Source organism: Parasutterella muris (assembly GCF_943193095.1).
GTDB classification, from domain to species: domain Bacteria; phylum Pseudomonadota; class Gammaproteobacteria; order Burkholderiales; family Burkholderiaceae_F; genus Parasutterella; species Parasutterella muris.
Map to the genome: position 1 here is coordinate 120,629 of NZ_CALPCV010000003.1, position 23,287 is coordinate 143,915.

Here is a 23,287-nt window from a genome sequence, read left to right on the forward strand (position 1 = left end):
TAGATATGACATTAACTGAGGCGATGGTCTCGAAGAATTCTATTGTGTTCGCGGATAGCGCCTGCAAGCATCATGGCAGCGCCAAGGTAAAACCGCGACCGGACGCTGGCCTTAATTTGGCTTGTGAACTTTGGCACCCAGTTATGGATATGATCATCAAGGAACGTCTCCTGATCTTCGATCAGAGGCTCATACTCCGGCGAAGTTTCTTCTGTATTTTTTAGCTTTTCGACCAGGTATGCGAGGAATTGAAGCTCAATGGCGATATGATCGTCGTAGAGTTCGCTGTCATTGAACACGCCGTGGGCGTTGAGGATTTTACGGACATCCTCAAATGCTTTCTGCATCACTAACTGCTGAGGGCTCGTATAGACGGACTCGTAGGGGTAGGCCGCTTTGCTTCCTGCGGTGCCGATAAACGCCGCGGCATATTCGGCTGCGAGAAGATCGAGATAATTATCCGGCTGCTCTTTCGTGAGCTCTTCATGAATGATCTGCGCGCCCCGCCGAATTAAAGGCTCGTCGCAGAAGTCGTCCAAGCCCAGACTAAGGAGCCAGTCCGCGGCTGCCTGATCGATTTCTTCGCCGAATAAGCGCGAGATCACTTTGTAGTTGATTTCAAGATCGAGTAATTCCAGATAGTCAAAGGCCATGATTTGAATTTCCTTGGTTTGAACGCCTGTGGGATGTCAGTGCCGACGAGGTTGAATCGGCCGGCACTGATCTGTTAAGGATTGAAGAAATGCCAGGCTGCTCGTCCGATGTCAAAAATAATACTCTGCCATAAGAACGAAGCAATAAAGACGCCTATGAGTCCGATAGAAGCAGAAAGCTTACGGGCTTTCCTAAGCAGAGCGGCCGCAAGCGGAAGAAGAATGCCGCAAAAGACGCAGCCAATCCAAAACTGCAGACTCAGAACGCCGGTGACAAGCTGCTGCCCCGCTTCCGAAGTGTCCGGGTTTGCAAGCAGACCTGCGATATAAGCACTAAAACCGATGACGCTTACAGCAGAAGCTGCAAAAGAGGACGCTCTTGCTTTGGCGCCGTCCGCGTCTTCTAATTCGCACGCCAGCAGGAAGCTGAGAGAAGCGGCTGTCCAGTACAGGCCGATGAAGGGAATCATCAGCGTGTAGGAACTCAGGACCGGACGCCAGCTCATCACCATGTTTGCGCCGAGTGCTGCGGTTGCGACGAAAGCAAAAAGCGCGGAGAGCAGGATGATGACTCTGGTTATAGTCTGATCAGCCTCTCTGAAGAGCGCAGCCAGATATGCGGCGCTTGTCAGCAGCGCGCCCGCCACACCGATCATCTCCCAGAAAAGCCGGGAAGCGGGATTGGCAAAGACACCTAAAATCATGCTCGGTCTTCCGAGATTGGAAACCGCCGCCAGGCCGCCGAGGGCGAGGCAGACGAAACCGAGCGAGGCGAGCGTCTTCAGAGTTCTCTCAGTAAAGTTCGAGAACTCTGAAGCAGCCAAGGCAGCGAGAAGACCTGAGCCTAAACAGAGTAAGGCTGCAAAAAGTGATAATGTCCAGTCGCCGACCATTTCTTCTCCTTAGAGCATCTTCGGAGGTTTGCTGACCCATTCGCCGGTCTTCTTATGAAGAATGTAGCGAACCGAAGGATGATTTCCGGAGTCCGGCATGCTGTGCACGTTCTCTTCGCCGGCAGCGGCAATCGCCTTAGAAACATCGCTCTGCGGGTCATCGATGTCGCCGAACAGACGAGCGTTGGCGCAGCAGGCCTTAACGCATGCGGGCTGCTCGCCCACTTCCTGAAGGTGACGGCAGAGTGTGCACTTTTCAACCACTTTGTTTTCCGGATTGAAGGAACGAGCGCCGTAGGGGCAGGCCGCGATACACATTTTGCAGCCGATGCATTTTTCTTTGTCCACAAGCACCTGACCGTCTTCCGTCTTGAAAGAGGCGCCGGTCGGGCAAACCTTCACGCAAGGCGCTTCACGGCAGTTCTGACAGACGGTGGGCAGGAAGTACTGCTTCAGGTCGGGGAACTTCCCGACCGGTCCGATGGAAAGTACTTTGTTGTAGTAGACGCCGAGCGGAACATTGTTTTCGTTTTTGCATGCCACTTCGCAGGCAAAGCATCCGATGCAGCGGTCGAGGTCGATAACGAGTGTTTTTTGTGCCATTTTTTATCCTTCGATTTTCGGTGTGTTGTCAGACGGGCTGGGCATCCAGACTTTGAACTGTTCAGGTTTGGTCCATACGCCTTCGGGGCCTTTGTCGGCTTTGGAGATGCGGACTTGGTAGCCGCGCAGCGTATATGTGCCGACCATATCGTTAAACGGAGCCGTGTTCTTGGAGAGCACGTTGACGTTGGCTTCCTTCCAGCCGAGTGTATCAGACGAGAGTTTTTCCGGGAACCAGAAGCGTTCCATGTAGAGAACGCCCGGATTGATGCCTTCGGTCAGTCTTGCTTTGCCTTGAGTTTTGCCGCGTTTGGATTCAATCCAAGTCCAGTCGCCCTGCTGAATACCGTACTTCGCAGCGGTTTCCGGATTGATCCAGACTTCGGGAACTGGGTAGATTTCGCGCAGATACGGAATGTTTCTGAGCGTGCTGTGGTGGTACATAGGCAGACGGCCGTTGGTCATCACGAGCGGATATTCCTTAGCGATTTCCCGGTTTGGACTTTCATACGGCTCAAGGAAGTAAGGCAGCGGATCGTAATCTTTTTCTACCGGGTCAAGTTTCTGCTGCGCGTAAGGCGCGCCGGTGCGGCCCATGGTGATGAATCGGTCCGCATAGAGTTCAAGTTTCTTGGAAGCGGTGCCGAAACCCACCGGAAGACCGGTCTTCGGATTGATCTTCTTATAGACGTAGTAGCTGTTCCACTTGTCGTACGGCATTGCTTGGATAAAGCCTTTTTTCTTGAGTTCCGCGAATGTGATGCCAAGCGGTTTGAGTTTCAGATCGAGGATCTGATCCATGGAATCCCACTGCGGGAGGTCCGCACCCATGAATTCCGGATCAAAGGATTTGCGGCAGACTTCATGGCCTAATTCGCCGCAGCGCTTGAGGATCTTGGACCAAATGACCGTTTCATGCCGAGTTTCCCAAGTGTGTACGACTGCCTGACGAGCCCAAACGGTGTTGAGCGACTCTGCGAGGAAGTCGGTTTCGAGCCATTCGGTTGTCGGAAGCAGCATATCCGCGTACATCGAGAATGAGGTCGGATAGTTAAACATATGAACGATGAAGTCCACGTGCTTTGTGGCTTCCGCCCAAGAACCCGCATCGCCGATGACGCCGAGCTTATTGCCGGAGCGTTCAAGCCAGACTTTGATCGGATAGGGTTTGCCGGTCATAATGGCTTCCTGGATTCTTGTCGGCTGGGCAGCGTCCCAAGAGAGCAGGCCTTTGAATTCAACACCGCCCAGGCGTTTGGCAAGCTGTCCCGGAGGCAGCAGGCGCTCGCAGCGAGAAACCAGGCTGTTCTTCGGAGGAACGGCAAGCGGATTGCGGTTCATGAGTGTACCCGGTTTTTCCACGTAGCCCATCAAAGCGTTGAGGATAACCGCGCCCATCGCGGCCTGCACCGAGTTCGGGTTCTGGTCGGTGGCAACGCCCAAAGAGATGCCGCCGGGGCCTTCAGCGTAAATCTTGATCGCTTCTTCGATTTTTTCAGGTTTAAGCCAGCAGGTTTCTCCGGCTTTTTCAAGTGTCCACGGTTCAGCGCGTTCCTTGAGCAGACGGAAGCCTGTCTTGTATGTTTGTCCGTTATAGGAGAATTCGCCGTCTAAAACCGGATCAAGCGCATCATTGAAAGGATAGGGAAGGGGCTGAGGCTGATTGGTCTTAGCATCCCAAACCACGAAATCTTCTTTTTTACCGTCTTTGAAGAGTTCGTTCGCTTTGACGGTCATCTGAGTCTTTGTGTTGACGAGATAAGGCAGGTTAGTCCATCTGAGCACAAAGTCTTTATCAAAGAGGTTATGCGCAATGATGTAGCGGACCCAGGCAAGCTGCAGCGCGACGTCGGTACCCGGACGAATCGGAAGCCAGACATCGGCTTTAGCCGCGCTCGGCGCAAATCTCGGGTCGATAGAGATTGTCTTAACGCCTTTGGCGCGGAGATTTGCAAGCGCGTGGCCGCCGCCCGCGGGACAGCTGTATGAGACGTCTGTGCCCCACAGGACGATGTTTTTCATCGGTGTGTTTTTGTTATAGATTTCGAGCGCGCATTCGTCGGCGATCGAGGTGGACGGTCCGCCGTACATCATGCCGAAGGCCAAGGTTCTCGGCAGGAAGCACTGAGCGCAGCCCGGTTCGTACCAGTTCGGCGTACCGAAGATATTGCAGAAACGCGCGATCATTCTAAAGTGCGGGTTACCGCCGCCGCCCGTGGAGGCCATAACGGACTCGGCGCCGTACTTTTCTCTGGCTTCCATCATCTTGTGCGCGATGATATCGATCGCTTCATCCCAGCTGATGCGTTTCCATTTGTTTTCGCCGCGTTTGCCGACGCGGATCATCGGGTACTTGTTGCGGTCCGGATGGTAAAGCGCGTTGATGCCGGAAAGACCTTTTGCGCAAAGCGTACCTTCGCTCATCGGATAGTTCGGATCGCCTTCGATTTTGACAACCCGGCCGTTGCGAACATGCGCGCGGACGCCGCAGTTATGGATACAGGCTCGGCATGTCGTCGTGATGATCTGAGTGTCATCTTTCAGAGCGGCGTTCTTTTGCGTAGAACCTTCGCCCGCGGCAAAAGCTTTTAACGGAGAAGCTGCAGCGGCTCCGGCAGCGGCGGCTGCTTTGACGAAACTTCTGCGGCTGATTTCGGATAGTTTCATAAAATCACTCCTGAGGTGAGATTGAGTGGGGTAAAGAAAATTCGGACAATAATTCTCCTGTTCGGATGTTTTTAAGGCATCCGATTGAGAAAAGCGGTTAATTGATTTTTAGGACCGGGCTTCAGTCTTTATGCTGGACGATTAACTTTGGTCCCTGATCAGCATTTGAGTGTCGATATTCATGATGGGGTCTCTTTTCTTGGAATCTGATAAATCTATTGTGACCTGCTTCACAAACTCCAGACATGCGGTTTTTATTTGTCAGCCTTCAAAAATTACAATGTCTTTTGTATTCAATAAGATATATTTATAAATTCAGTGTTTTTGAGACAAATTAAATTGATCGCACAGTTATTTGACTATAGGATTAATCCTATCGATTCCATCCCACACCCGACGATATGAAGCAAAAGGATAATTTGCTTGCCTGGCGCGCACTTGCCGTGACCGTAGAGACAGGCAACATCACACAGACTGCGCTGCTTTTGGATTTGGACAGCGCGAAGGTCTCGAGGCTGATTGCCGGATTAGAAAAAGAGATTGGTTTTGAGCTGTTAGTTAAAAACCGCAGACCCTTTATCCCGACGGATCGATGCCGGCAGATTCTCCCGATGGTCCTTCCGCTATTAGACGGGTTCAGCAGGCTTGATGAGTTCTGCGCGGGGACGGCGCAGAAGATACTGATTCGGTTTTCTGCGCCCGTGGAGATGACTCAGCAGTTTTATTCTCAGGAGCTTCTTCAGTATTCTCATCTGAACCCGCGGATTCAGTTTTCCATGCTCCCCGAGATGACGGTTCGCGAGCTTTTAGCGGGTGACACGGATGTCGCGGTGGTGAACCAGTCGCCCGCGGATCAGTCAGAGATTGTCGCGCGTCATGTCGTTTCCAACTCCACGCCGGTGTTTGCGTCTCCGCAGTACTTGGAGGCTCATGGTGTTCCGCGCACGCCGGAAGATTTAAGCCGGCACGTCGGTCTGCTGCAAGTCATGCCCAACAATGCGCCGACAATGATTTTGTATCGGGACGGCGTCGCGAGCAATATTATTCACTGGCAGAACATTTATCTCAGTCACGATCAGTTTCTGATCAGAAACATGGTGTTGAATCATCAAGGCATTACGCCGGACCTCTATCTGGGACATGTGGTGGAAGAGCTCAGACAGGGGAAGATCGTTCCGATTCTTCCCGGCTGGGAGCGGCAGAACTGGAATATGCACATTTTGGCCAGACGAGACCGTTATTTGTCGGACCCTGTGATTCGTGATTTTGTGAACTGGTTTTCTCAGGTAGAGAACAAGCAGTGTGTTGAACGGATTATGCAGGCAAGAAGCGCGATAGAAGAGGCAAGAGCCAAGGGGCTCGCGGAGAATTATGAGTGAGACGGCGGATTCTCTTTGGATAAAAGATCGGTTTTATGCGCATGGAACACGCATTTGATGAGTGAACTGATCACTATCAGCGCCGAAAGCGCTTTTAAAGAATCGAAAAGCCGCCGGTGAGGGCGGCTTTAGAGAGGATTAAAATTACTTTAGCGCGGATTGTCCGGAGATCCTTCCGTAAACCATCGCATCGGCAATACCGTTTCCGCCGACACGGTTTGATCCGTGTACGCCTCCGGTGACTTCACCGGCAGCAAACAGACCCGGAATGACCTTACCGTTTTTATCCAGCACTTGGGCATTCGTATTAATTTGGATGCCGCCCATCGTATGGTGGACCGCAGGCACCATCGGTGTGGCGTAATAAGGGCCTTCAGTCATCGGCTGATCGTCTTTGGTGGATTTCTTAAAGCCGAAGCTGTCTTCTTTGACTTTGCCGGTTACAGCATCGTTGTAGCTTTGGATAGCGGCTTTAAGTTTCTTAGGATCCATACCGGTCTTTGAGGCAAGCTCTTCAACCGTATTACCGGAGAATGCCTGTCCGAGTTTGATCATTTCGCCGATGGTCAGATTCTTGGACTGATAGTCAAGGCTCGGGTATTTCACATGGTTGGAAACAATCCAGTATTTTCCGCCTTCCTTGAAAATAGCCTTGCAGAGTGTGTCGCGGGCGGCGTCTTCGTTAATGAAACGATCTCCCTGCGGAGTCAGGAAGATGCGGTTTCTTCCGCTTGGCCAGCTGGACATAATGCCGGTCTTGGGCGTGCCGCCCGGATGCAGCTGAATGTCGTCGAGATCGATAATGTTGGCGCCAACCTGCTCTGCGAGTTTAAGACCGTCGCCTTGGGATGCTTTGAAATTGTTTGTGCACGGAATGTCCTTATCGAGTTTGACTTCTTTCCATACGCCGGTGTTTTTAGCCTGTCTGAAGTCGACGTTGGAGCCGAATCCGCCGGTCGCAATGATGACACCCTTAGAAGCAAAGAACTTTACTGTTTTGCCGTCATTTTTGCCTTCGACTCCGATGACTCGACCTTGTTCGTCCTTAATGAGACTTACGGCCTGAGTGTCGGTAAATACCTTAACTTTATCTGGATAGGCTTTGATAAAGCGGCTCAGTGCATTGACGTAGCCGAATCCGCCTCCCTGAGCTGCATGTCCGCGCTGGTAGAGACCACCGACAATCGTATGGACTTTAGGGCCGAAACCGAGGCCTTTGCCTTCAAGCCAGTGCATGGTTCCCGGCGCTTCTTCTACCAGGCGTTTGGCGAGTTCGGGATTATTCTTGTTGTGGCCTCCGCGCATAGTGTCCTGGTAATGTTTCTCGATACTGTCGGTGACGCCCTGGCGATTTTGACGTTCGGGGTCAACGGCGTTGTATCCGCCGCCCGACACTGCGGTCGATCCGCCAAGGTAGCCTAATTTCTCAACGATGACGGCAGTGCCGCCGGCTTCAATGACTGAAGCGGCTGCTGCGAGGCCTGCGCCGCCTCCTCCAACGATCACAACTTCAGACTTATAGGAATCGTTCAGCGGAGCTTTGGCGATTTTGGACTGGAATTTAGAAAGATCGGCTCCGGCCTGTTCAAGATTTTTTTTGACTGCGTACTTCAGCGCCATACTGGTGACAGAGGCGCCCGTGATGTTGTCCACATTGACGGTCTGATTACGGATCATTTTTTTGGAGAGATCCGTGATCGCGAATTTACCGACTCCGCTGCTTTCACGGCTATCGGTCAGGATGTTTGCGATTTTGCCTTCCTTCATAATGACATCAACGGTCATCGGTGCATTGTGCGCCTGCACGGTGTATGAGAAAACCTTATTGGCTTCTGCGTTAACAGAGCCTGCCGCGAGCAGCGCAGCAACAGCCGCAGTTAATTGAAACGCTTTTGAGTTCATTGATTTCTCCTTGGCTTCAAGTGAATTAGAGGTTGGAAAAATTTTATGAAGTTTGCGGAATTTGTTTTTTTTTAAAACGACTGTTTTCGGATGATATTGATAAAATCATCAATATAAATTGATAATTAAATCAATCTCCATTGGGAAGACGAAATGAAGGCTTGTGATCAGATTGACAGCTGGAAACTTTTTATCGCGCTCACTCAGTTAGGCAGTATTCAGAAGGCGGCAGAACGCTGTCAATGTGATTCTGCGGAAATATCACGCAAAGTGTCTAAGCTTGAGAAGGAACTGAAGTTTCCTCTTTTAGACCGCAGTTCGCGGCCGTTTCGTCTGACGCAGGCAGGAGCTGAGATTCTGCCGTTGGTTGAGGATATGCTGGATCGGCACGCTGAGATTCTGGAAATTGCGGAGCAGAAGACGGACAAGGATCGGGCGGTCATCAGAATGATGATTCCGGATACTTTTGCAAAAATTTCTCATTCGCTATTTTTTGAATACTCGAAGTATTTTTCGGGACATAGGATCCAGGCGATCTGTCCGGTTAATACGGAGAACTTCAGAAGAGGAGCTGCAGACATTGCGGCCGTGACGGGCAATGTGAATATGCCGGAGGCTGTGCTGATTCCTCGAGGCAGGATGCTTTTCATACCGGCCGCATCTCCGAAGTTCCTGAAGAAATACGGCCGGATTGATGATCCCTCGAGGCTTGCGGAAGTTCCGGTCGGTCATACCTTTGCCGGCGACAGAAATTCCTTTACGCCGTTCAACAGTCTCATCCGAGGAGGAGAGCGGCGGAGCATCACTCTGAATATGCCGATTCAGTGGACGAGTATGAGTTTGATTTATGAAGCGGTACTTGCCGGTGATTGTGTTTCTCCCGGTTTTCCGTTGTTTTACATCATTGATGATTTGAAGGCAGGGCGTTTGGTTCCGATTCTTGACGGCTGGCATCGTGCGTCGCAGGTAAACTATTTAGCGTGTCATCGATCGCGTTGGAATGTTTCGTATGTACGCATCTTTATGAACTGGTTTGCGGAGAAATTTGCTGAAAAAGAAGCCGGATACGAGAAAGACTTTGCGGATTTATTTGGCGAAGAGCTTTTGCACGAGTACATGACTTCCTAAACGGAATGTTTTTTGGTTCAGGCGTGTGCAGCCGAAGAATTAGAGGTCATGTGATGGGAGGTAGCGTAAGTTCTGTCATCCGAACTATCTTCTTGACACCGGTGCCCTGACTTCTCTCTCGAAAAATCTCATAATCGCTTCGCAGAAGATATTAATTGTTCTGGTGTCCAACCGATTGTTTTAATGAGTTTGAAATTTTATAGAATAAGACTGACCTCAGAAAATCTACTAAATCTCAATGGAAACCGCGTTTGAAAGAACGAAGCACTTTAAAAGCCGTCGTTTGACGCTGCTAAAGACGGTGTGCGCTTTTGTGCTGGCTTTTTTGTTCACGTTTTTTCAGCTGCTTTGTGTACCTGCTAATGCCAAGAACCAAGAAACTGTAATAAAAGTCGGTATTCTCAATACCATTGATCCGTGGTTCTTCGTTTGGAGCTTTGGTGATTCTATTGAACACCTCAGAAAAGATAACCCTAATTTGAAAATCGAAAGCCGAGAGCTGTCGTTTTCAGAACTTCAAAAGGCTATTGAAGCAAAAGAATTGGATTTTTTTATCGCGCCTAGCGGATTTTTTGCTTTTGTGTCTGAGTCTGCCGGGGCGGCTCAGTTGGCGACTTTTCACAGAGAGCTCGCTGCAGATCCGGGAAAGTCGGTTGGTTCTGTCTTTGTGAAGCGGGCCGGAGATGAGCGCTATAAAAAACTGGCAGACCTCACGCATGCAAGAATATCCGCAACAGATTCCAACTCTTTTGAAGGCTGGATCATCGCAATCGGGGAGCTGAGAAAACAGGGGCTGGATATTGAAAGAATTATCAGGAATGCAGTCTTTACCGGCTATGGGCTTCCCGATGTTCTGACTTTTTTATTAAACGGATCGACCGATGTTGGTGTATTAAAGGCCTGTGAGCTTGAGCATCTGATCGATGAAGGGACCATTAAACAAGATGATTTTGAAGTCATTGGTGAAAAGACGACTTCGGAATTGAAGTGCCGGGTTTCGACTAATCTTTATCCGGATGTCGTTTTTGCTTCTCTTCCAAAAGCGCCGTCTGCCTTAGTGAAGGCGTTCTCCGTCTCGCTTCTTACAATGCCGAAAGTTGGCGACGGAACGTGGGGATTTGCGAGCGACTTCAGTACGGTTCACGAACTCTACAGAACTCTAAGGCTTGGTCCGTATGAATATCTCCGACATTTGACGCCGACAGCGCTGCTTTATGAATACCGATATGTCTTTTACGGATTCCTTGCTCTTTTGCTTCTTGCACTGTTCTACATATATGCGGTGAATAAATTAGTAAGGAGGAGAACGAAAGCGCTTCAGGTTGCGCTAGAGAAGAAAGAGAGGGCTCAGGAAGAAGCAAGAAATGTTCAGGAGAGATTGTTTCAATTGGAAAAGGCAGGCATTGTGCAGGAGCTCTCGGCAATGTTTGCACATGAAGCTCATCAGCCTATAGCGTCTCTGATTAACTATTCAGAAGGCCTGAAAATGTACTTTTCTCAAAATAAGGAGAAAGAGGATTCGACCGTATCTGAAGCATTAGAGGAAATGTCCGCTCAGGCAGAAAGACTTTCTCAGATCATAAATCGAGTGAGACGTTACGCGAGGAAAGAAAAAAGGCTGCTGTCGCCGGTGAAATTGAATGAAGTCGCAGAAACAGCGCTTAATCACGTCGTTAAAACGAGAGGGGCTTCTAAAATTGACTTCAGGATTAAGGCTGAAGAAGATGCGTACGCACTGGCAGATTCCCTAGAGATTGAATTGGTGCTGGTTAATTTTCTGAAGAATTCAATAGCGGCACTCAACGATAAGAACGGAGCGAGAGTTGAAATCCAAATTGGCAGGCAGGGTGTCTTTTGGAAAATGTCGGTTTTAGACAATGGAAAATTTGTCTCTGACGATGAATTCGAAAAACTCTCTCAGCCTATTCGCAGCAGAAAAGAGAATGGTTTAGGCATGGGGCTTTCTATCTGTAAGGTGATTGCCGAAAATCATGGCGGAAAAATAATGTTTGAAAGAAGGTCGCCCGGAGGACTGATTGCTTCAATTCTCCTGCCGCAGTTAAATGAAGGTAAGCAAAATGGAAACTAAAGACAATCAGCCGTTGGTTCGTATTGTTGACGACGAAGAAACGATTAGAAAATCTGAAGAATTTATTCTGAAAATTGCCGGAATTGACAGCGTTTCCTATTCAAGTGCGGAAGATTTCCTCAGCCGCGCAGATTTAGAACGACCGGGATGCATCGTTGCGGATCTGCGTATGGACGGAATGGATGGGTTGGAAATGATGGATGAGATGAAGCGACGCGGGTTTGATCTTCCAATTGTTTTTTTAACAGGGCACGGAACTGTTGAGGCTGCAGTTTTTGCTTTGAAAGGTGGCGCTTGTGACTTCCTCCAGAAACCAGTCAAGCCGGAGATCCTTCAGGAAATTGTCAAAAAACTGATTCAGAAGAATATTGATGATCGTCGTCTAAGCCAGTACCGAGAACAGAAAAAAGAGCGTTATCAAGAATTGACTGAGCGAGAAAAGCAGATTTTTGAGCTCGTCGCGCAAGACAAAATGAATAAGCAGATCGCTATGGAATTAGGAATCGCTGAGCATACCGTAAAGATTCATCGGGCCAATGCGCTTAGAAAACTTGGCATAAGAACAGCGATTGAGGCTCATAATTTTCTTAAGGAACTGTCGTACTCATGCTGAGAAGAAATATCCTAGGCTCTCTTGCTGCATTGCCGTCCATGGCGTACGCCTTTGACTTAAAGAAAATATTAGATGCCGGCAGGAGTTCTTATGACGTTATTGTTGTTGGTGCCGGAGCCGCTGGATTAAGTGCCGCAGTCGAAGCGGCTAACACCGGAGCCAGTGTTCTGGTCCTTGAGAAGGCACCGGATATCGGAGGAAATACGCTGATATCAGGGGGCTTTTATAGTTCTGTTGATAGAAAACTGCAAGAGCCGTTGGGCATCAATGACAGTGAGGAACTGTTTTTTGAGCAGACATACGAGTACGGCGGTTCAATTGCTGATAAGAAACTTGTTGAGCACTTGGTAAAGAATGCCGAAAACTCTCTTCAGTGGCTTGAGAGTTTAGGGATGCATTTCCAGCCTAGAGTTTTTGAGCTGTATGGAGCTCATTGGCCGCGAAGTCACATACCGGTCCTTCCGCTTGGTCAGGGATATATTCGAACACTTTCTTCAGCCGCTCTTGATCGGGGTGTGGAAATAAAGACAAGATGTTCTGTTGATGAAATTATTGTAGAGAGCGGCCGTATAACAGGAGTGGCGGCTTCAACGGATAATGGAAGAAAATTTTATTTCTGCAGAAAGGGGGTTGTTTTGGCTTCCGGCAGTTTTGCTGCTAACTCTCAGCTCGTAGAGAGATTCGCACCGAAGCTTGCAAAACTCACAACCAACAACACTCCATACAGCACCGGAGAAGCAATGATGGCAGCTAATAAAATCGGCGCTGATCTGGTAGATATGGAATTCATCCAGTGTCTTCCTGGCTGTCCCCCGGGAAAGAAGCATCGAGTCCGCTTCCACAACGACGTCTCAAACTTCGTATTGGTCAATCATGAAGGGAAACGCTTTATCAATGAAGATGCTTCTAGAGATGATCTTCGAGATGCCGTTCTTAGTCTTCCTGAGCGATATGCCTTTTCGATTATCGATGGTCAGGGTTTCCGCAAAAGCGGAATACTGGTTCAAAAAGAAGCGGTTATAGCCAGAGAAGCCGGAGAGGCTTGGAACGCTTCATCAATTGAAGAATTAGCCGTCAAAATAGGCGTTCCGCCCTCAAATTTGGTAAGCACGATTCAAAGCTATAACGACGGAGTTTTAAAGAAACAGGATTCTCTGGGTAAGAAAATAACTCCCTTTACGCTTTGCCTGAAAGAACCGCCGTTTTGGGCTTGTTTTGCCAGTATGACGATCCATTACACAGAGGGCGGGCTAAGAATTGATGAAAAAGCCAGATGCTTAGATAAAGCAGGAAAGCCCATAATCGGCCTCTATGCGGCAGGAGCCGTCACCGGAGGCGTTCACGGCAGGAATCGTCTGGGCGGTAACGGTCTTGCGGAAGCCATTGTATTTGGCCGCACTGCAGGAAAAAGCGCGGCAGAGCGCATATAAAACAGAAACCGCCTCAAGAAGATAAACTCCTTGAGGCGGATCGGGTTAGCCGGATGTTTTACTTAACGAAGTTAAGTGCTGCGATTCTGCCGAATACCAGTGCGTCCGGTACCGCATTGCAGCCGACTCGGTTGGTTCCGTGGATTCCGCCCGTAACTTCGCCGGCAGCATAGAGTCCGGGGATGACATTTCCGGCTTCATTCAGGACCTGAGCTTTTTTGTTGATTGTGACGCCGCCCATCGTATGGTGAACGGACGGAGTCATAAGAGTTGCGTAGTAAGGTCCGCCTTCATCGAGTCTGTGGTCATCCATGCAAGTCGGACGGCCCATTTCGTCACCGGTTCCTTTCTTGCAGAATTCGTTCCAGCGCTTGACGGTTTCGACTAAATTCTTGCCATTGATGCCGGCCTTTTGAGCAAGTTCTTCAAGTGTGTCCGCTTTATAGGATTTGCCGGATTTAAGAATGTCAGCGACTTTAACTCCGTATGCATTGCGGCCGTCCTTGTCGACAAGGGCTCTCTTTGCAGAGGAAATCACATAGAAAACACCGCCTTCCTGAGCAAGATTGGCTTTTGCAAGAACGTCACGTCTTTCAGACTCGTTGACATAGCGTTTGCCGTTCTTGTTGACATAGATACAGGAGTTTTCTCCAAGTTTGAAGCTTGTGGCGCCGGTAGTCGGGTCGCCGGCCGGGAACAGCTGGATCCAGCCCATTTGAGTTAAGCCGGCGCCGGCTTTTTTGGCCAGACTAATACCGTCGCCTGTGGCTGAAGGCAGGTTGGTAGTCGGTGTGGTTTCGCCGAGTTTCTTGCCCCAGAGTTCATCGTATTCATTTCGCATCTTCACATTGGCGCCGAAACCGCCTGTCGTTAAGATGACACCGTCAGCAGCATTTAAAACGTACTTAGTGCCGTTCTTAGCCTGAGCCATAACGCCTGCAACGCGGCCGTCTTTGATGATCAGATCGTTAGCTTTTGTACTGAGAAGGAGCTGAACAGGGAGGTTCTTGTCTTTGATGTACTGAAGGAATGTGTCTACATAGCCAACACCGGACTTAAAGTTGGCAGCTCTGTTAGAGCGCGGCCAAAGTGCGCCCACGAACTGGTTTGCATTAGGTCTCCATTCAAAGCCGATGCCTTCAAGTTCCTTCATCATGGGCTTGACATTCTGAGTCAGGGTGTAGACAAGCTCAAGATTAGCTTTTCTGTCGCCCGACTTCCATGTCTGGAGCGCATGCAGTTCAGGAGAGTCGAAGAGTTTGTTCGAGCCGGAGGCCGTGTATTCATTCCACTGTTTTTTAAGTTTGTTGATCAGTTCCTGATGAAGAGGATTGAGGGGCTTTTCGGCTAAGATGCCTTCCACAATCTTCTTTTGACCTTCGGTCATTTTGATGTTGTCCTGATTAACGTTGGCGACGTTAAAACAGCCGCCGGAGACAGAAGTGTTTCCGCCCGCAAAACCGTTTTTCTCAAGAAGGACAACTTTCTTTCCAGCCATTGCAGCTGTGACGGCTGCAGACAAGCCTGCGCCGCCCGCTCCGACAATCACGACATCAGCATTTTCAACTTTTGTCTCGCTGCTCTGAGGCGCTTTTGCAGCTGCTTTGCCAAATTCTTTAACGTCTAATCCTGCCTGCTTTAAGCAGTCTCTAACGGCAGCTTTGATTGCAAAGCTTGAGAGTGTGGCGCCGGAAATATTGGCAACGTTATAGGACTGGTTCTTAACGATGTTGGGCAGCAGCTCTGTTTTTGTCTGGTCTGCGACAGGATGTGTTTCAGACCAATCAAGAATCTTGACATCAGCGATCTTGTTGTCTTTGATTTGAACCTGAACCTTGATTTCACCATTTCTGCCAACTTCACTCGCGGTATATGTGCCGTCTTTTGCGTTAACGGCTGTATAGCTGAGTGCAAGTGCGCATGCAACAGATAGTGCGGTAAATGTTTTCATGTGTTCCTCCTTGGAATAACAATGAATATATTTTAGGAAGGAGATGAATTTTTATATATTGCATCTTGGTTCTAGCACTTAGGTTCTAGAGCATAAAGAAGAGCAGCTTTTACATTCCGTTGAGGACATATTAGAACAGTGGAGATGAATCAATTATCGCGCCTGTTGCTGCGCTGATTTTCCTGTATTGCGATACGACCAGTCTTTACACCATTCTTCTCAAAAAAATCATTGAAATCATTTTATGACACTTAAGTGTCATAAAATGATGTACAATAAACTCAGTTTTCAAGGAGAGTTTATGTCTGACTCGTTCGAAGTGGAAACCAAATTCAGTATTGAAGACTTGGTTCGACTGACCGGATTAACCAGGCGAACAATCCGTTTTTACGTTCAGAAAGGTTTGCTAAAGGGGCCCGAAGGCGAAAAGCGCGGCGCTTATTACACAACTGAACATCTTGAAGAACTTTTGCGGATCAAGCGCCTAAGTGAAAAGCACGTTCCGCTGAAAGAAATCAAGGCAGCAGCGGATGAAGTCGAAGTTAACCCGGATGTAGGAAGGATTTCCGTGTGTTCGCATATCTGCGTCGGCTCCGGTCTGACGCTTGTTGTAGATCACAGTGCAGCTCGAATTCAGGGAGAGGAACTGAGAGCTCTGGCCTCAGAAATCGTCGAAATCGTTAAAAACTTAAAGACAAATGGTGAGAAAAATGCTTAGAAGACCCGAAGGAAAAATTAATTCACCGCTTCAAAATGTTGTTTGGAAGGCTGAGATTTCCGGCCCCCTGATGACTTATACATCGATTCAGCATTATCGTAATGATAGCAGTAATCCTGTAGAAATTGTCTACAGTTTCCCGCTTCCCTACGGAAAGAGCGTCATCTCTAAATTCCGTGTCACGATCAACGGAATCACTCGTGAAGCCAAGGTTTACGCCAAAGAGGAATCGAAGGAGCGCTATGAGGACGGGATCGAATCCGGCGATACACCGATTCTGCTTGAGATTACAGAAAAAGATTTCTGCACGGTTTCGCTCGGGAACATTAAGCCCGGAGAGAGCGCAAGTGTTGAGCTTGAGTATTTCCGCCTTTTAGAGTGCTGCGACGGTCGTATTCGTTTAACGATTCCGACTGTGATTGACGATCGCTACGCATCGAATTGACAGGATATTCCTCAGAACGACGTAACCAGATTGACACGATCAGCAACTCGGATTGTTCTGTCGTTGGCTTGATACTCCTCAGGTGCATATTGAAGAAGGAAACCGATTTCACGCCCCGCAAGATCGGGGAATAAATAGGCCTCCTGATCGTTTCCGCTGCGGTCTTTGACCGTGCTCTTGACGGCGTTAACATTTTTGAGGCGATGGCATGTCAGCATGGACATGAACATGTCACGCCCGAAATTTTCCGATCCGTCCTTTTTGAAAAGACAAAGATTAATATTCGCTCTGCCTTCGTGGGCAACGAAAATGACCTCAAGCATCTGAGCGCCGCTGCGGGTGAGGTAAGTGCGGGCTGCCGTGATCTGTTCAGCGAAGGCGCCGGATTTACGGATGTTGGGTGTCTGGCTGTCTGCACGGGCAGCCGCTTTTGTGTCGAGTTGAAAATTAGCAATCATTGATTAACTCCGTTTTGATTGATAACAGTTTGAACTGACAATTGATTTTCTGTTACGTAATAAGGGAGTAAAGAGTGCTTTTTCAATAGGCCAACCAGCTTTTAATCTTTTATTGACAGTTCCCGAGCCTGATGAATATTCCCTGATAAAGTCTGCTTCATTCTTGCACGCTCATGCGATAGTTAAAGTCAGCTATAACCTGAAAATTCTAGAAGCTGGTCTTACTGCACTGGAATTTAATTCTTTTATATACCCGTCTGTTTTCAAAATGGAAAGTTATATTTCCGTCGGATGCTAGCGGACATAACTATTTATTGCGACACTGAGGATGTTTTTTACCAAGGAGTTAAAAGTGTCAAATTTAACAACTAAAATCGCCGCAGTATCCTGCACTTTAGTTATCGGCCCGTCTATGGCTTTTGCAGCTCCGGCTCAAGAGTGCGATGTTGTCATCATCGGCGCCGGCGGTGCCGGTATCAGTTCCGCTATCGCTCTGAAAGAGGCAGGAAAACAGAAGGTTTGTCTAATCGAAAAAATGCCGTTTGTCGGCGGTGCGACGAACCTTGCCGCTACCTACTTTACTGTCATTAATACAAAGGAGCAGCAGGCGGCTGGTAAAGGTCAGTCGATCGAAAAGTATTTGGAAAGTAAAAAGAAACAGAACTATCCGTACGACATGGACCGACTCAAAGAGTTCTCCGAATCCTCTCAGGAAGCGCTCGACTGGGTGAACAAAATTGGCGCGAACATTACCCGTCCGATGAGCTCCTATCAAATGGGTACGGCAGACGGAAGAAGTCTTGGCAATGCACTGGTCCTCGCGATGAAGAAGAAACTCGACGAAAGCGGTGTCGTGCCGATGCTTTCCACTAAGGCTACCAAATTAGTCACCAAGGACGGCAAAATTACCGGCGTGATGACTGAAGGTAAAGACGGAGAAAAGCTTCTTAAAACAAACTACGTAATCGTTGCTACCGGCGGATACTCATCCGGTCAGGAAGTTCTTAAGAAATTCGCACCGGAATGGGCGGGGCTGCCCTCTACGTCAGCGGTAGGTTCCACCGGAGACGCTGTTGGTTTGCTAGAGCCGCTCAATGCTAAATTTACACACATGGATGTGCTTCGTTTAAATCCGTCAGTGCATTCCTCCAACGGTCAGCATTACAGCTTATCCGCAGCGCGGGCCGAAGGCGGCATCATGGTTAATGCCGAAGGCAAACGCTTCTGCAATGACTACTTCCCGGATTACACACAGCTGTCAAAATGGATGCTGGCTCAGCCAGGCGGTTACGCATATATCGTGATTGACGATAAGGCGATGCAGAAATCAAAACGTCTTCAGGGCTTTAAAGCAAAGGGCTTTTTCCTCGAGGCGCCTACAATCCCAGAATTGGCGAAGAAAATGGGCGTGCCGGAAAAGAATTTGGTCGCGACCGTTGAACGCTACGCGGGTTTCGTGAAAAACGGCAAAGACGAAGATTTCGGACGTAAGCACAATCTGTCTTTAGACTTTTCCACGGGTCCCTTCTATGCGGTAAAAACGACTCCGGGAGTTCAGGTTACATTGGGCGGCGTTCAGGTCGACAAAAATCTCCGCGTAGTCGGCACCAATGGCAAACCGATTCCCGGCTTATATGCGGTCGGTGAAGTTGCCGATGACGGATTGTTCGGTACAGGCCCGACACACATCAATGTGTATTACGGGAAAAAAGCTGCGGAGAACGTGTTGGCTGAAGAAAAACTTCGTTAAAACCTAGTCGGTAATGGGGATTCCGAACTTACGGAACACAGTTTTCCACCTTTTTTCGGAATCCTCAAGCTCCCGTTTCTGATACCAATGAGCAAAAATCGAGACAGCGGAATCCTCCGGCGTTTTTGCGGGAAAAATAATGAATTTTCTCCAGGGCTCTCGATGCCAGCCGGGCAGGACAGGCACGAGAGTACCTTCAGATAATTTGTCCTGAATAAAACTTGCAGGCAAATCAACTGAAATACCTTCTGCCGTCATGACAGAGGCAAAAGAAGAATAATCACTGCTGTAGATTTTTTTAAATCCGGCAGACTCGTCGACAGAAAATTTTCTTTCAATATGCTTTTTGCCGTTAGCGTCAACGGTAAACAATTCCATTCTGTCAAGATCAAATACTTTGTCCCTGTTGATCAGGGCATGACATTCCGGGTAGAAGTCCTTTCTTCTAAATATTAATTTGTGGCGAACGAGTTCATCGATCGTTTTTGGCACACCGTACTTCTCTAGGTAGACAGGAGATGCGACCATAAAATTAAAGCAGCGTCCGCAGGGCAGTTTTGTTAGTTCGGCATAATCAGGTTTATAAGACATCTGCACGACATCTGCTTTTCCGTCTTTTATGTCCAGATGCGACAGCCCGGTGCGGAGCTCAACTTCAATACCGGGATATTCGGCCTTGAATTCGTTGATAAATCTCAAAACATGAGGTGCTATAGAAGTGGTGGATAAACTGAAGACAATTGTCTGAGTTGATCTTCCCACCTTTAATTGCTTTGCGACGGATTCAAGGCGGTCAGCGACCAATATCATGTCCCTAATAAGAGGGATCAGTTTAATCGCATATTCCGTCAGTTCAATCGGGCGGGATTTACGTTTAAGAAGCTGAATACCCAAGCTCTTTTCTAATTTTCCGATCAATTTGGAAGCGTTTGATAAAGAAATGTCCAGCTCAACACTCGCCAGAGTTATGGATTTCCGTCGGTATATCGCTTCCAAAATCCGCCAAGGTTTCAAATTATCAAAAGTTTCATTCATATGCGTTTGACCGCATGGCAGGTGCCACGCGGTCACGTCCGATTAAGTTTATAAAACAGCAGCTATCTCACTGCGGCTTCTTTACCTGTAATTTTGCCGTAAACGGCCGCACAAGATAAGCCGCTGATGCCTCCGCCTCCTAAGTTTGCCTGATAACCGAGATGTCCGCACACATCTCCGGCGGCATAGAGCCCAGGAATCGGTTTTGATCGTGTATCCAGAACTTGACCTTTGGTATTGATCTCCAAACCGGAGTAGGAGGTATAAATCCTCGGTTCGGCTTCAAACGCGTAGAACGGACCTTTATCAAGAGTCTGAAGCAGTTTGGTACGGCCAAAGTGTCTGTCTTTGCCTTTCGCAACGTCTTCGTTGTAATCCTTAACCGTTTGAAGAAGTCCGTCGACATTAATTTTCTCGCCTTTAGCAAGCGTTTCGAGTGTCGGATATTCGTGAACGACTTCAGTTTCAAATAACGGTTTTAAGCAGCCGTTGCGATATTTTTCAAAGGTTTTCGCGTCAAAAATCCAATAGCCGACCTTGTAGCCTTTTTCCACCATCTTGTGGGTGCATGCAAGATAACCTCTGCTTTCGTCCTGAAAACGCTGTCCTTCTTTATTGACAACAATAATCGGCGCTTCTGTCAGAGGCAGTCCCATTGACTGTCCCTTGTGCGTACCGACGAAGAGCATATTCATTCCGAATCCGTTGGTTTCAACAATCATCTGAGCACCGATGTCGGTAGCCGCTCGGATACCGTCTCCTACATTCATCTTTGATCCTAGAGAGGGGACACCTTCCAGGTAGGGATGGTATCTTTTCACCATTTCCGGTCCGTTGGCAAAGCCGCCTGTCGCAAGGATGACACCGCCTGTCGCACGGATATTGAATGTCTTGCCTTTTTCCTCAACGACAGCACCGATAACGGGAGCGCCGAGCTCTTTGCTTTCAGTAATTAAAGAGACGAGTTTGCTGTTTATTTGAATGACTACTCCGGCTTTAAGCGCTGCCTGGTTCAGAGCTTTGATCAGCTCAGGAGATCCGCGTTTATATCCGGGCGCTACGTAATGTACGCGTTTTCGGTTTCCGATCCCCTGTACCGGCTGGTCTGTGAATTTGACACCGAGGCTTTCCAGCCAGCGCATTGTTTCTACGCCGTTTTCATAGACGGTGCGGGCGACGGCGGTATCCCGCTTGATGAATCGATTAGCAGCAACCCCGCGGTCAACAGCGTCTTTCCAGTTAATTTCCAAAGAATCATCAATGCCGGCATTTTTTTGTTTGTCAGTGCCCCCGATGTAGTAACCGGCACCCGACATGACCGAGTGGCCGCCCAGATATGCTGCTTTCTCGAGCAGGAGTACGTTTTTAGCACCGTTTTGTTTTGCAGAGATGGCGGCAGTGAGGCCTGCCATTCCGCCTCCGAAAACCAGTACATCTACGGTTTTGTTCCACTGCGTATCCGCATTTTTGGCAAAAGCGGCCGGCATTAGGCCCGTCATGGAAGCGACGGTCAAAAAGGTTCTTCTCTTTAGCATGTGATTCTCCAAAGTGATTGAGAATCACAGGATATTAGTAAGGGTTAATTTGAGCTATATCTACTTGGAAATACATCTTTCCAAAATGGAAAGTTGAAGATTTTTAAAGTTGAGAATGCATCACAAGATTTAATACTCCGTCTTCATTTCGAATAAATCTGCTTTCGAAAATAGGTTATTCGGCGCTTTTTTTCGTAAAAACTCACGAAACGCTTCTGCAGTCTACAAAAAAGAACCTCGGGTATTTAGGGACAGGGGCTTGTTTTCAGCGACGGAAACAGACTCTTTTTTATGGTGGATAAGAAAGCAGGCATAATAAAGACATCCAATTAAAATGGAAAAAGCATCAGTGAATGGGTTAGAGCAAATGATGATTGAAAAGTCGAAGAAGCTGCCTCTGGGGACATCAGACTTTACAGCGTTAAGGCTGTCTGATGAAATATACGTGGACAAAACCGCAATGGTTTACGACCTTGCTTCTGTTCGGGGGAAGTACTTCTTAGCTCGTCCCAGAAGGTTTGGTAAGTCTCTGCTTATATCAACATTTGAATCTCTCTTTAAATATGGTCTGAGAGATTTCCAAGGCCTTGCGATTGAAAAACTGTGGAAAGAAGAGAAAACCTATAACGTAGTGAGACTGGATTTCTCAGAAATAAAATCATCTCTTGGTTTGGAAAAATTTAGAGAAGATCTTAGGGACAGGGTTATTGATAACTTTTTTCCAGTGGGTTTCAGTTATAACCCGTCAGGCACATCGGTCTTCAGCCAATTATCGGCATGGATGAAAAAACAGCCGGCCAATTCGTTGGTTGTGTTGATTGATGAATATGATGATCCTCTGACTTCATGTCTAAATGACACAAGTTTGTTTGAGACAGTGAGGAGTGTTCTGTCAGAGTTTTACGCTCTCTTAAAATCTAATGATGCGGCGCTGCGTTTTGTTTTTATTACCGGTATTACCAAATTTAATAAAACGAGTATCTTTTCCGCGCTTAACAACTTGACTGATTTGTCTTTGGACCCGGCATTTGGGACCTTGTTAGGTTATACCCATCAGGAGGTTGAAGACTATTTTTTTCCTTATCTCATCAGAGCCGGTGAGGCCCTCCAGATGGAGAGGAAGGAACTTTTGCAAAAACTTGTGGAGCGCTACGATGGTTTCTGCTTTGAGGAAACCGCACGACAAAAAGTTTTTGCGCCTTGGTCACTACTGAATTTCTTAGCGCGTCCTTCCAGAGGATTTAAAGATTATTGGTTTGAAAGCGGAGGTAAACCATCTGTTCTGGTTGAGTATTTGAAATCTCATGCGCTCAGACATCCGGAAGAGTATGGACGCGAGAAAACAATATCCTTATCCTCTTTGTCCGGTTCTTCGGATATTGAAACGCTGTCAGATATAGGACTTTTAACTCAAGCGGGGTATTTGACAATAAAATCAATTAAGTACGAAGATACGGTTTTTCTAGACTATCCGAATCTTGAAGTTCGTCGGGCGATGGCGCAGCTTTATATAGAACGTCTGCTGCAAGGCAGAGTGGCCGGTCAGGTAGGAGCCGGTCCGATAGTCAAGGTTTTGAGTGAAGAGTCGGCGGAGTCGCTGTTTCACATCCTTAACCGCCTGTTTTTGGCAATTGACTATAGGAATTATCCGGTTCGTGACGAATCCTCTGTGAGGGCTTATGTGCAGGTATATTTTGCCGGAGCAGGGCTGGAGCCGAAGGTAGAGCATCATAACGCATATGGAAGAAGCGATCTTGAAGTTAAAGCCGGAGATCGGCATTGGGTGTTTGAGTTTAAGGTCGTTCGCGAGAGTGAAGGTGAAGAGGCGAAATTGCAGGAGGGAGCCGAGCAGATGATGTCAAAGCGCTATGGGCAGCAAGAGCGTAGTTCGCAGTTAAAGCGGGTTGTGCTTGTTTATTCGATCAAGTCAAGACAATTTGTTAAGTGGCGTGAGATAGAGGATTAGGACTTCCATTGTTTGCAACGTCCTTAACAGGGTGTTGAGAGAACGGTGAGTGAGGTTTATTGATGTGCTTAT

18 protein-coding genes are annotated in these 23,287 nt (G+C 48.2%); 9 read left to right on the forward strand and 9 right to left on the reverse strand.

Translation table 11 applies throughout. The annotated features are described in order from the left end of the window. Positions 1–11 precede the first annotated feature (11 nt). From NFR90_RS02230 to NFR90_RS02245, 4 genes are all read right to left on the reverse strand, one after another. Positions 12–653, reverse strand: coding sequence for a TorD/DmsD family molecular chaperone (locus NFR90_RS02230; RefSeq protein ID WP_251450256.1), 642 nt, complete (start codon positions 651–653; stop codon positions 12–14). 74 nt (positions 654–727) lie between these two features. Then, on the reverse strand, positions 728–1,546 hold the full coding sequence (locus tag NFR90_RS02235) for a hypothetical protein (RefSeq protein ID WP_251450259.1): 819 nt from the start codon (positions 1,544–1,546) through the stop codon (positions 728–730). A 9-nt stretch (positions 1,547–1,555) separates the two neighbouring features. Next, on the reverse strand, positions 1,556–2,149 hold the full coding sequence (locus NFR90_RS02240; RefSeq protein WP_160335900.1) for a 4Fe-4S dicluster domain-containing protein: 594 nt from the start codon (positions 2,147–2,149) through the stop codon (positions 1,556–1,558). A gap of 3 nt (positions 2,150–2,152) precedes the next feature. Beyond that, positions 2,153–4,816: a molybdopterin-containing oxidoreductase family protein gene (locus tag NFR90_RS02245; RefSeq protein ID WP_251450262.1), complete on the reverse strand. Its 2,664-nt coding sequence runs from the start codon at positions 4,814–4,816 to the stop codon at positions 2,153–2,155. Positions 4,817–5,217: 401 nt separating this feature from the next. Between NFR90_RS02245 and NFR90_RS02250 the strand changes: the two genes are divergently transcribed. Beyond that, on the forward strand, positions 5,218–6,195 hold the full coding sequence (locus NFR90_RS02250; protein WP_251450265.1) for a LysR family transcriptional regulator: 978 nt from the start codon (positions 5,218–5,220) through the stop codon (positions 6,193–6,195). Positions 6,196–6,339: 144 nt separating this feature from the next. Here the strand turns inward: NFR90_RS02250 and NFR90_RS02255 are convergent, their stop codons facing one another. After that, entirely contained in the window at positions 6,340–8,097 is a 1,758-nt protein-coding gene (locus NFR90_RS02255) for a flavocytochrome c (RefSeq protein ID WP_251450268.1), read from the reverse strand. 153 nt (positions 8,098–8,250) lie between these two features. On the opposite strand from NFR90_RS02255, the gene NFR90_RS02260 reads away from it, so the two are divergent. The 4 genes from NFR90_RS02260 to NFR90_RS02280 all read left to right on the forward strand — a co-directional run bounded on the left by NFR90_RS02260 (position 8,251) and on the right by NFR90_RS02280 (position 13,357). Then, positions 8,251–9,225 carry a LysR family transcriptional regulator gene (locus tag NFR90_RS02260; RefSeq protein WP_251450271.1) on the forward strand — a complete coding sequence of 325 codons (975 nt, stop codon included), beginning with the start codon at positions 8,251–8,253 and terminating at the stop codon, positions 9,223–9,225. A gap of 238 nt (positions 9,226–9,463) precedes the next feature. Beyond that, positions 9,464–11,314: a sensor histidine kinase gene (locus NFR90_RS02265; protein WP_251450274.1), complete on the forward strand. Its 1,851-nt coding sequence runs from the start codon at positions 9,464–9,466 to the stop codon at positions 11,312–11,314. After that, entirely contained in the window at positions 11,304–11,927 is a 624-nt protein-coding gene (locus tag NFR90_RS11600; RefSeq protein ID WP_277612786.1) for a response regulator transcription factor, read from the forward strand. Before NFR90_RS02265 ends, NFR90_RS11600 begins: the two co-directional genes overlap by 11 nt. After that, on the forward strand, positions 11,921–13,357 hold the full coding sequence (locus NFR90_RS02280; RefSeq protein WP_251450277.1) for an FAD-dependent oxidoreductase: 1,437 nt from the start codon (positions 11,921–11,923) through the stop codon (positions 13,355–13,357). The genes NFR90_RS11600 and NFR90_RS02280 overlap by 7 nt, the downstream gene beginning before the upstream one ends. 58 nt (positions 13,358–13,415) lie before the next feature. Here NFR90_RS02280 and NFR90_RS02285 read toward each other — a convergent pair whose 3' ends face one another. Further along, the gene (locus tag NFR90_RS02285; RefSeq protein WP_251450280.1) at positions 13,416–15,308 is read right to left on the reverse strand and encodes a flavocytochrome c; all 1,893 of its coding nucleotides are present in this window, start codon (positions 15,306–15,308) and stop codon (positions 13,416–13,418) included. Between the two features lie 301 nt (positions 15,309–15,609). Here NFR90_RS02285 and NFR90_RS02290 point away from each other — a divergent pair, with 301 nt between their 5' ends. After that, entirely contained in the window at positions 15,610–16,026 is a 417-nt protein-coding gene (locus NFR90_RS02290) for a MerR family transcriptional regulator (protein ID WP_251450282.1), read from the forward strand. Next, the gene (locus NFR90_RS02295; RefSeq protein ID WP_251450285.1) at positions 16,019–16,471 is read left to right on the forward strand and encodes a VIT domain-containing protein; all 453 of its coding nucleotides are present in this window, start codon (positions 16,019–16,021) and stop codon (positions 16,469–16,471) included. The genes NFR90_RS02290 and NFR90_RS02295 overlap by 8 nt, the downstream gene beginning before the upstream one ends. Positions 16,472–16,482: 11 nt before the next feature. Here the strand turns inward: NFR90_RS02295 and NFR90_RS02300 are convergent, their stop codons facing one another. Continuing rightward, positions 16,483–16,929 (reverse strand): hypothetical protein, encoded by a 447-nt coding sequence (locus NFR90_RS02300; protein ID WP_251450288.1) that lies wholly within the window; start codon positions 16,927–16,929, stop codon positions 16,483–16,485. 352 nt (positions 16,930–17,281) lie between these two features. Here NFR90_RS02300 and NFR90_RS02305 point away from each other — a divergent pair, with 352 nt between their 5' ends. Beyond that, entirely contained in the window at positions 17,282–18,679 is a 1,398-nt protein-coding gene (locus NFR90_RS02305) for an FAD-dependent oxidoreductase (RefSeq protein WP_251450291.1), read from the forward strand. A gap of 3 nt (positions 18,680–18,682) precedes the next feature. On the opposite strand, the gene NFR90_RS02310 is transcribed toward NFR90_RS02305, so the two are convergent. Continuing rightward, the gene (locus NFR90_RS02310) at positions 18,683–19,714 is read right to left on the reverse strand and encodes a LysR family transcriptional regulator (protein WP_251450293.1); all 1,032 of its coding nucleotides are present in this window, start codon (positions 19,712–19,714) and stop codon (positions 18,683–18,685) included. Positions 19,715–19,776: 62 nt separating this feature from the next. Next, a complete protein-coding gene (locus NFR90_RS02315) occupies positions 19,777–21,249 on the reverse strand; it encodes an FAD-dependent oxidoreductase (protein WP_251450296.1) in 1,473 nt (490 codons plus the stop codon). 334 nt (positions 21,250–21,583) lie between these two features. Between NFR90_RS02315 and NFR90_RS02320 the strand changes: the two genes are divergently transcribed. Continuing rightward, positions 21,584–23,215 carry an AAA family ATPase gene (locus tag NFR90_RS02320; protein ID WP_251450298.1) on the forward strand — a complete coding sequence of 544 codons (1,632 nt, stop codon included), beginning with the start codon at positions 21,584–21,586 and terminating at the stop codon, positions 23,213–23,215. Positions 23,216–23,287: the final 72 nt, after the last annotated feature.

Excerpts from the sequence above, each read along its gene's own strand:
- NFR90_RS02230 (WP_251450256.1), bottom strand. The coding sequence starts at position 653 with ATGGCCTTTGACTATCTGGAATTACTCGATCTTGAAATCAACTACAAA.
- NFR90_RS02235 (WP_251450259.1), bottom strand. The coding sequence starts at position 1,546 with ATGGTCGGCGACTGGACATTATCACTTTTTGCAGCCTTACTCTGTTTA.
- NFR90_RS02240 (WP_160335900.1), bottom strand. The coding sequence starts at position 2,149 with ATGGCACAAAAAACACTCGTTATCGACCTCGACCGCTGCATCGGATGC.
- NFR90_RS02245 (WP_251450262.1), bottom strand. The coding sequence starts at position 4,816 with ATGAAACTATCCGAAATCAGCCGCAGAAGTTTCGTCAAAGCAGCCGCC.
- NFR90_RS02250 (WP_251450265.1), top strand. The coding sequence starts at position 5,218 with ATGAAGCAAAAGGATAATTTGCTTGCCTGGCGCGCACTTGCCGTGACC.
- NFR90_RS02255 (WP_251450268.1), bottom strand. The coding sequence starts at position 8,097 with ATGAACTCAAAAGCGTTTCAATTAACTGCGGCTGTTGCTGCGCTGCTC.
- NFR90_RS02260 (WP_251450271.1), top strand. The coding sequence starts at position 8,251 with ATGAAGGCTTGTGATCAGATTGACAGCTGGAAACTTTTTATCGCGCTC.
- NFR90_RS02265 (WP_251450274.1), top strand. The coding sequence starts at position 9,464 with ATGGAAACCGCGTTTGAAAGAACGAAGCACTTTAAAAGCCGTCGTTTG.
- NFR90_RS11600 (WP_277612786.1), top strand. The coding sequence starts at position 11,304 with ATGGAAACTAAAGACAATCAGCCGTTGGTTCGTATTGTTGACGACGAA.
- NFR90_RS02280 (WP_251450277.1), top strand. The coding sequence starts at position 11,921 with ATGCTGAGAAGAAATATCCTAGGCTCTCTTGCTGCATTGCCGTCCATG.
- NFR90_RS02285 (WP_251450280.1), bottom strand. The coding sequence starts at position 15,308 with ATGAAAACATTTACCGCACTATCTGTTGCATGCGCACTTGCACTCAGC.
- NFR90_RS02290 (WP_251450282.1), top strand. The coding sequence starts at position 15,610 with ATGTCTGACTCGTTCGAAGTGGAAACCAAATTCAGTATTGAAGACTTG.
- NFR90_RS02295 (WP_251450285.1), top strand. The coding sequence starts at position 16,019 with ATGCTTAGAAGACCCGAAGGAAAAATTAATTCACCGCTTCAAAATGTT.
- NFR90_RS02300 (WP_251450288.1), bottom strand. The coding sequence starts at position 16,929 with ATGATTGCTAATTTTCAACTCGACACAAAAGCGGCTGCCCGTGCAGAC.
- NFR90_RS02310 (WP_251450293.1), bottom strand. The coding sequence starts at position 19,714 with ATGAATGAAACTTTTGATAATTTGAAACCTTGGCGGATTTTGGAAGCG.
- NFR90_RS02315 (WP_251450296.1), bottom strand. The coding sequence starts at position 21,249 with ATGCTAAAGAGAAGAACCTTTTTGACCGTCGCTTCCATGACGGGCCTA.
- NFR90_RS02320 (WP_251450298.1), top strand. The coding sequence starts at position 21,584 with ATGGAAAAAGCATCAGTGAATGGGTTAGAGCAAATGATGATTGAAAAG.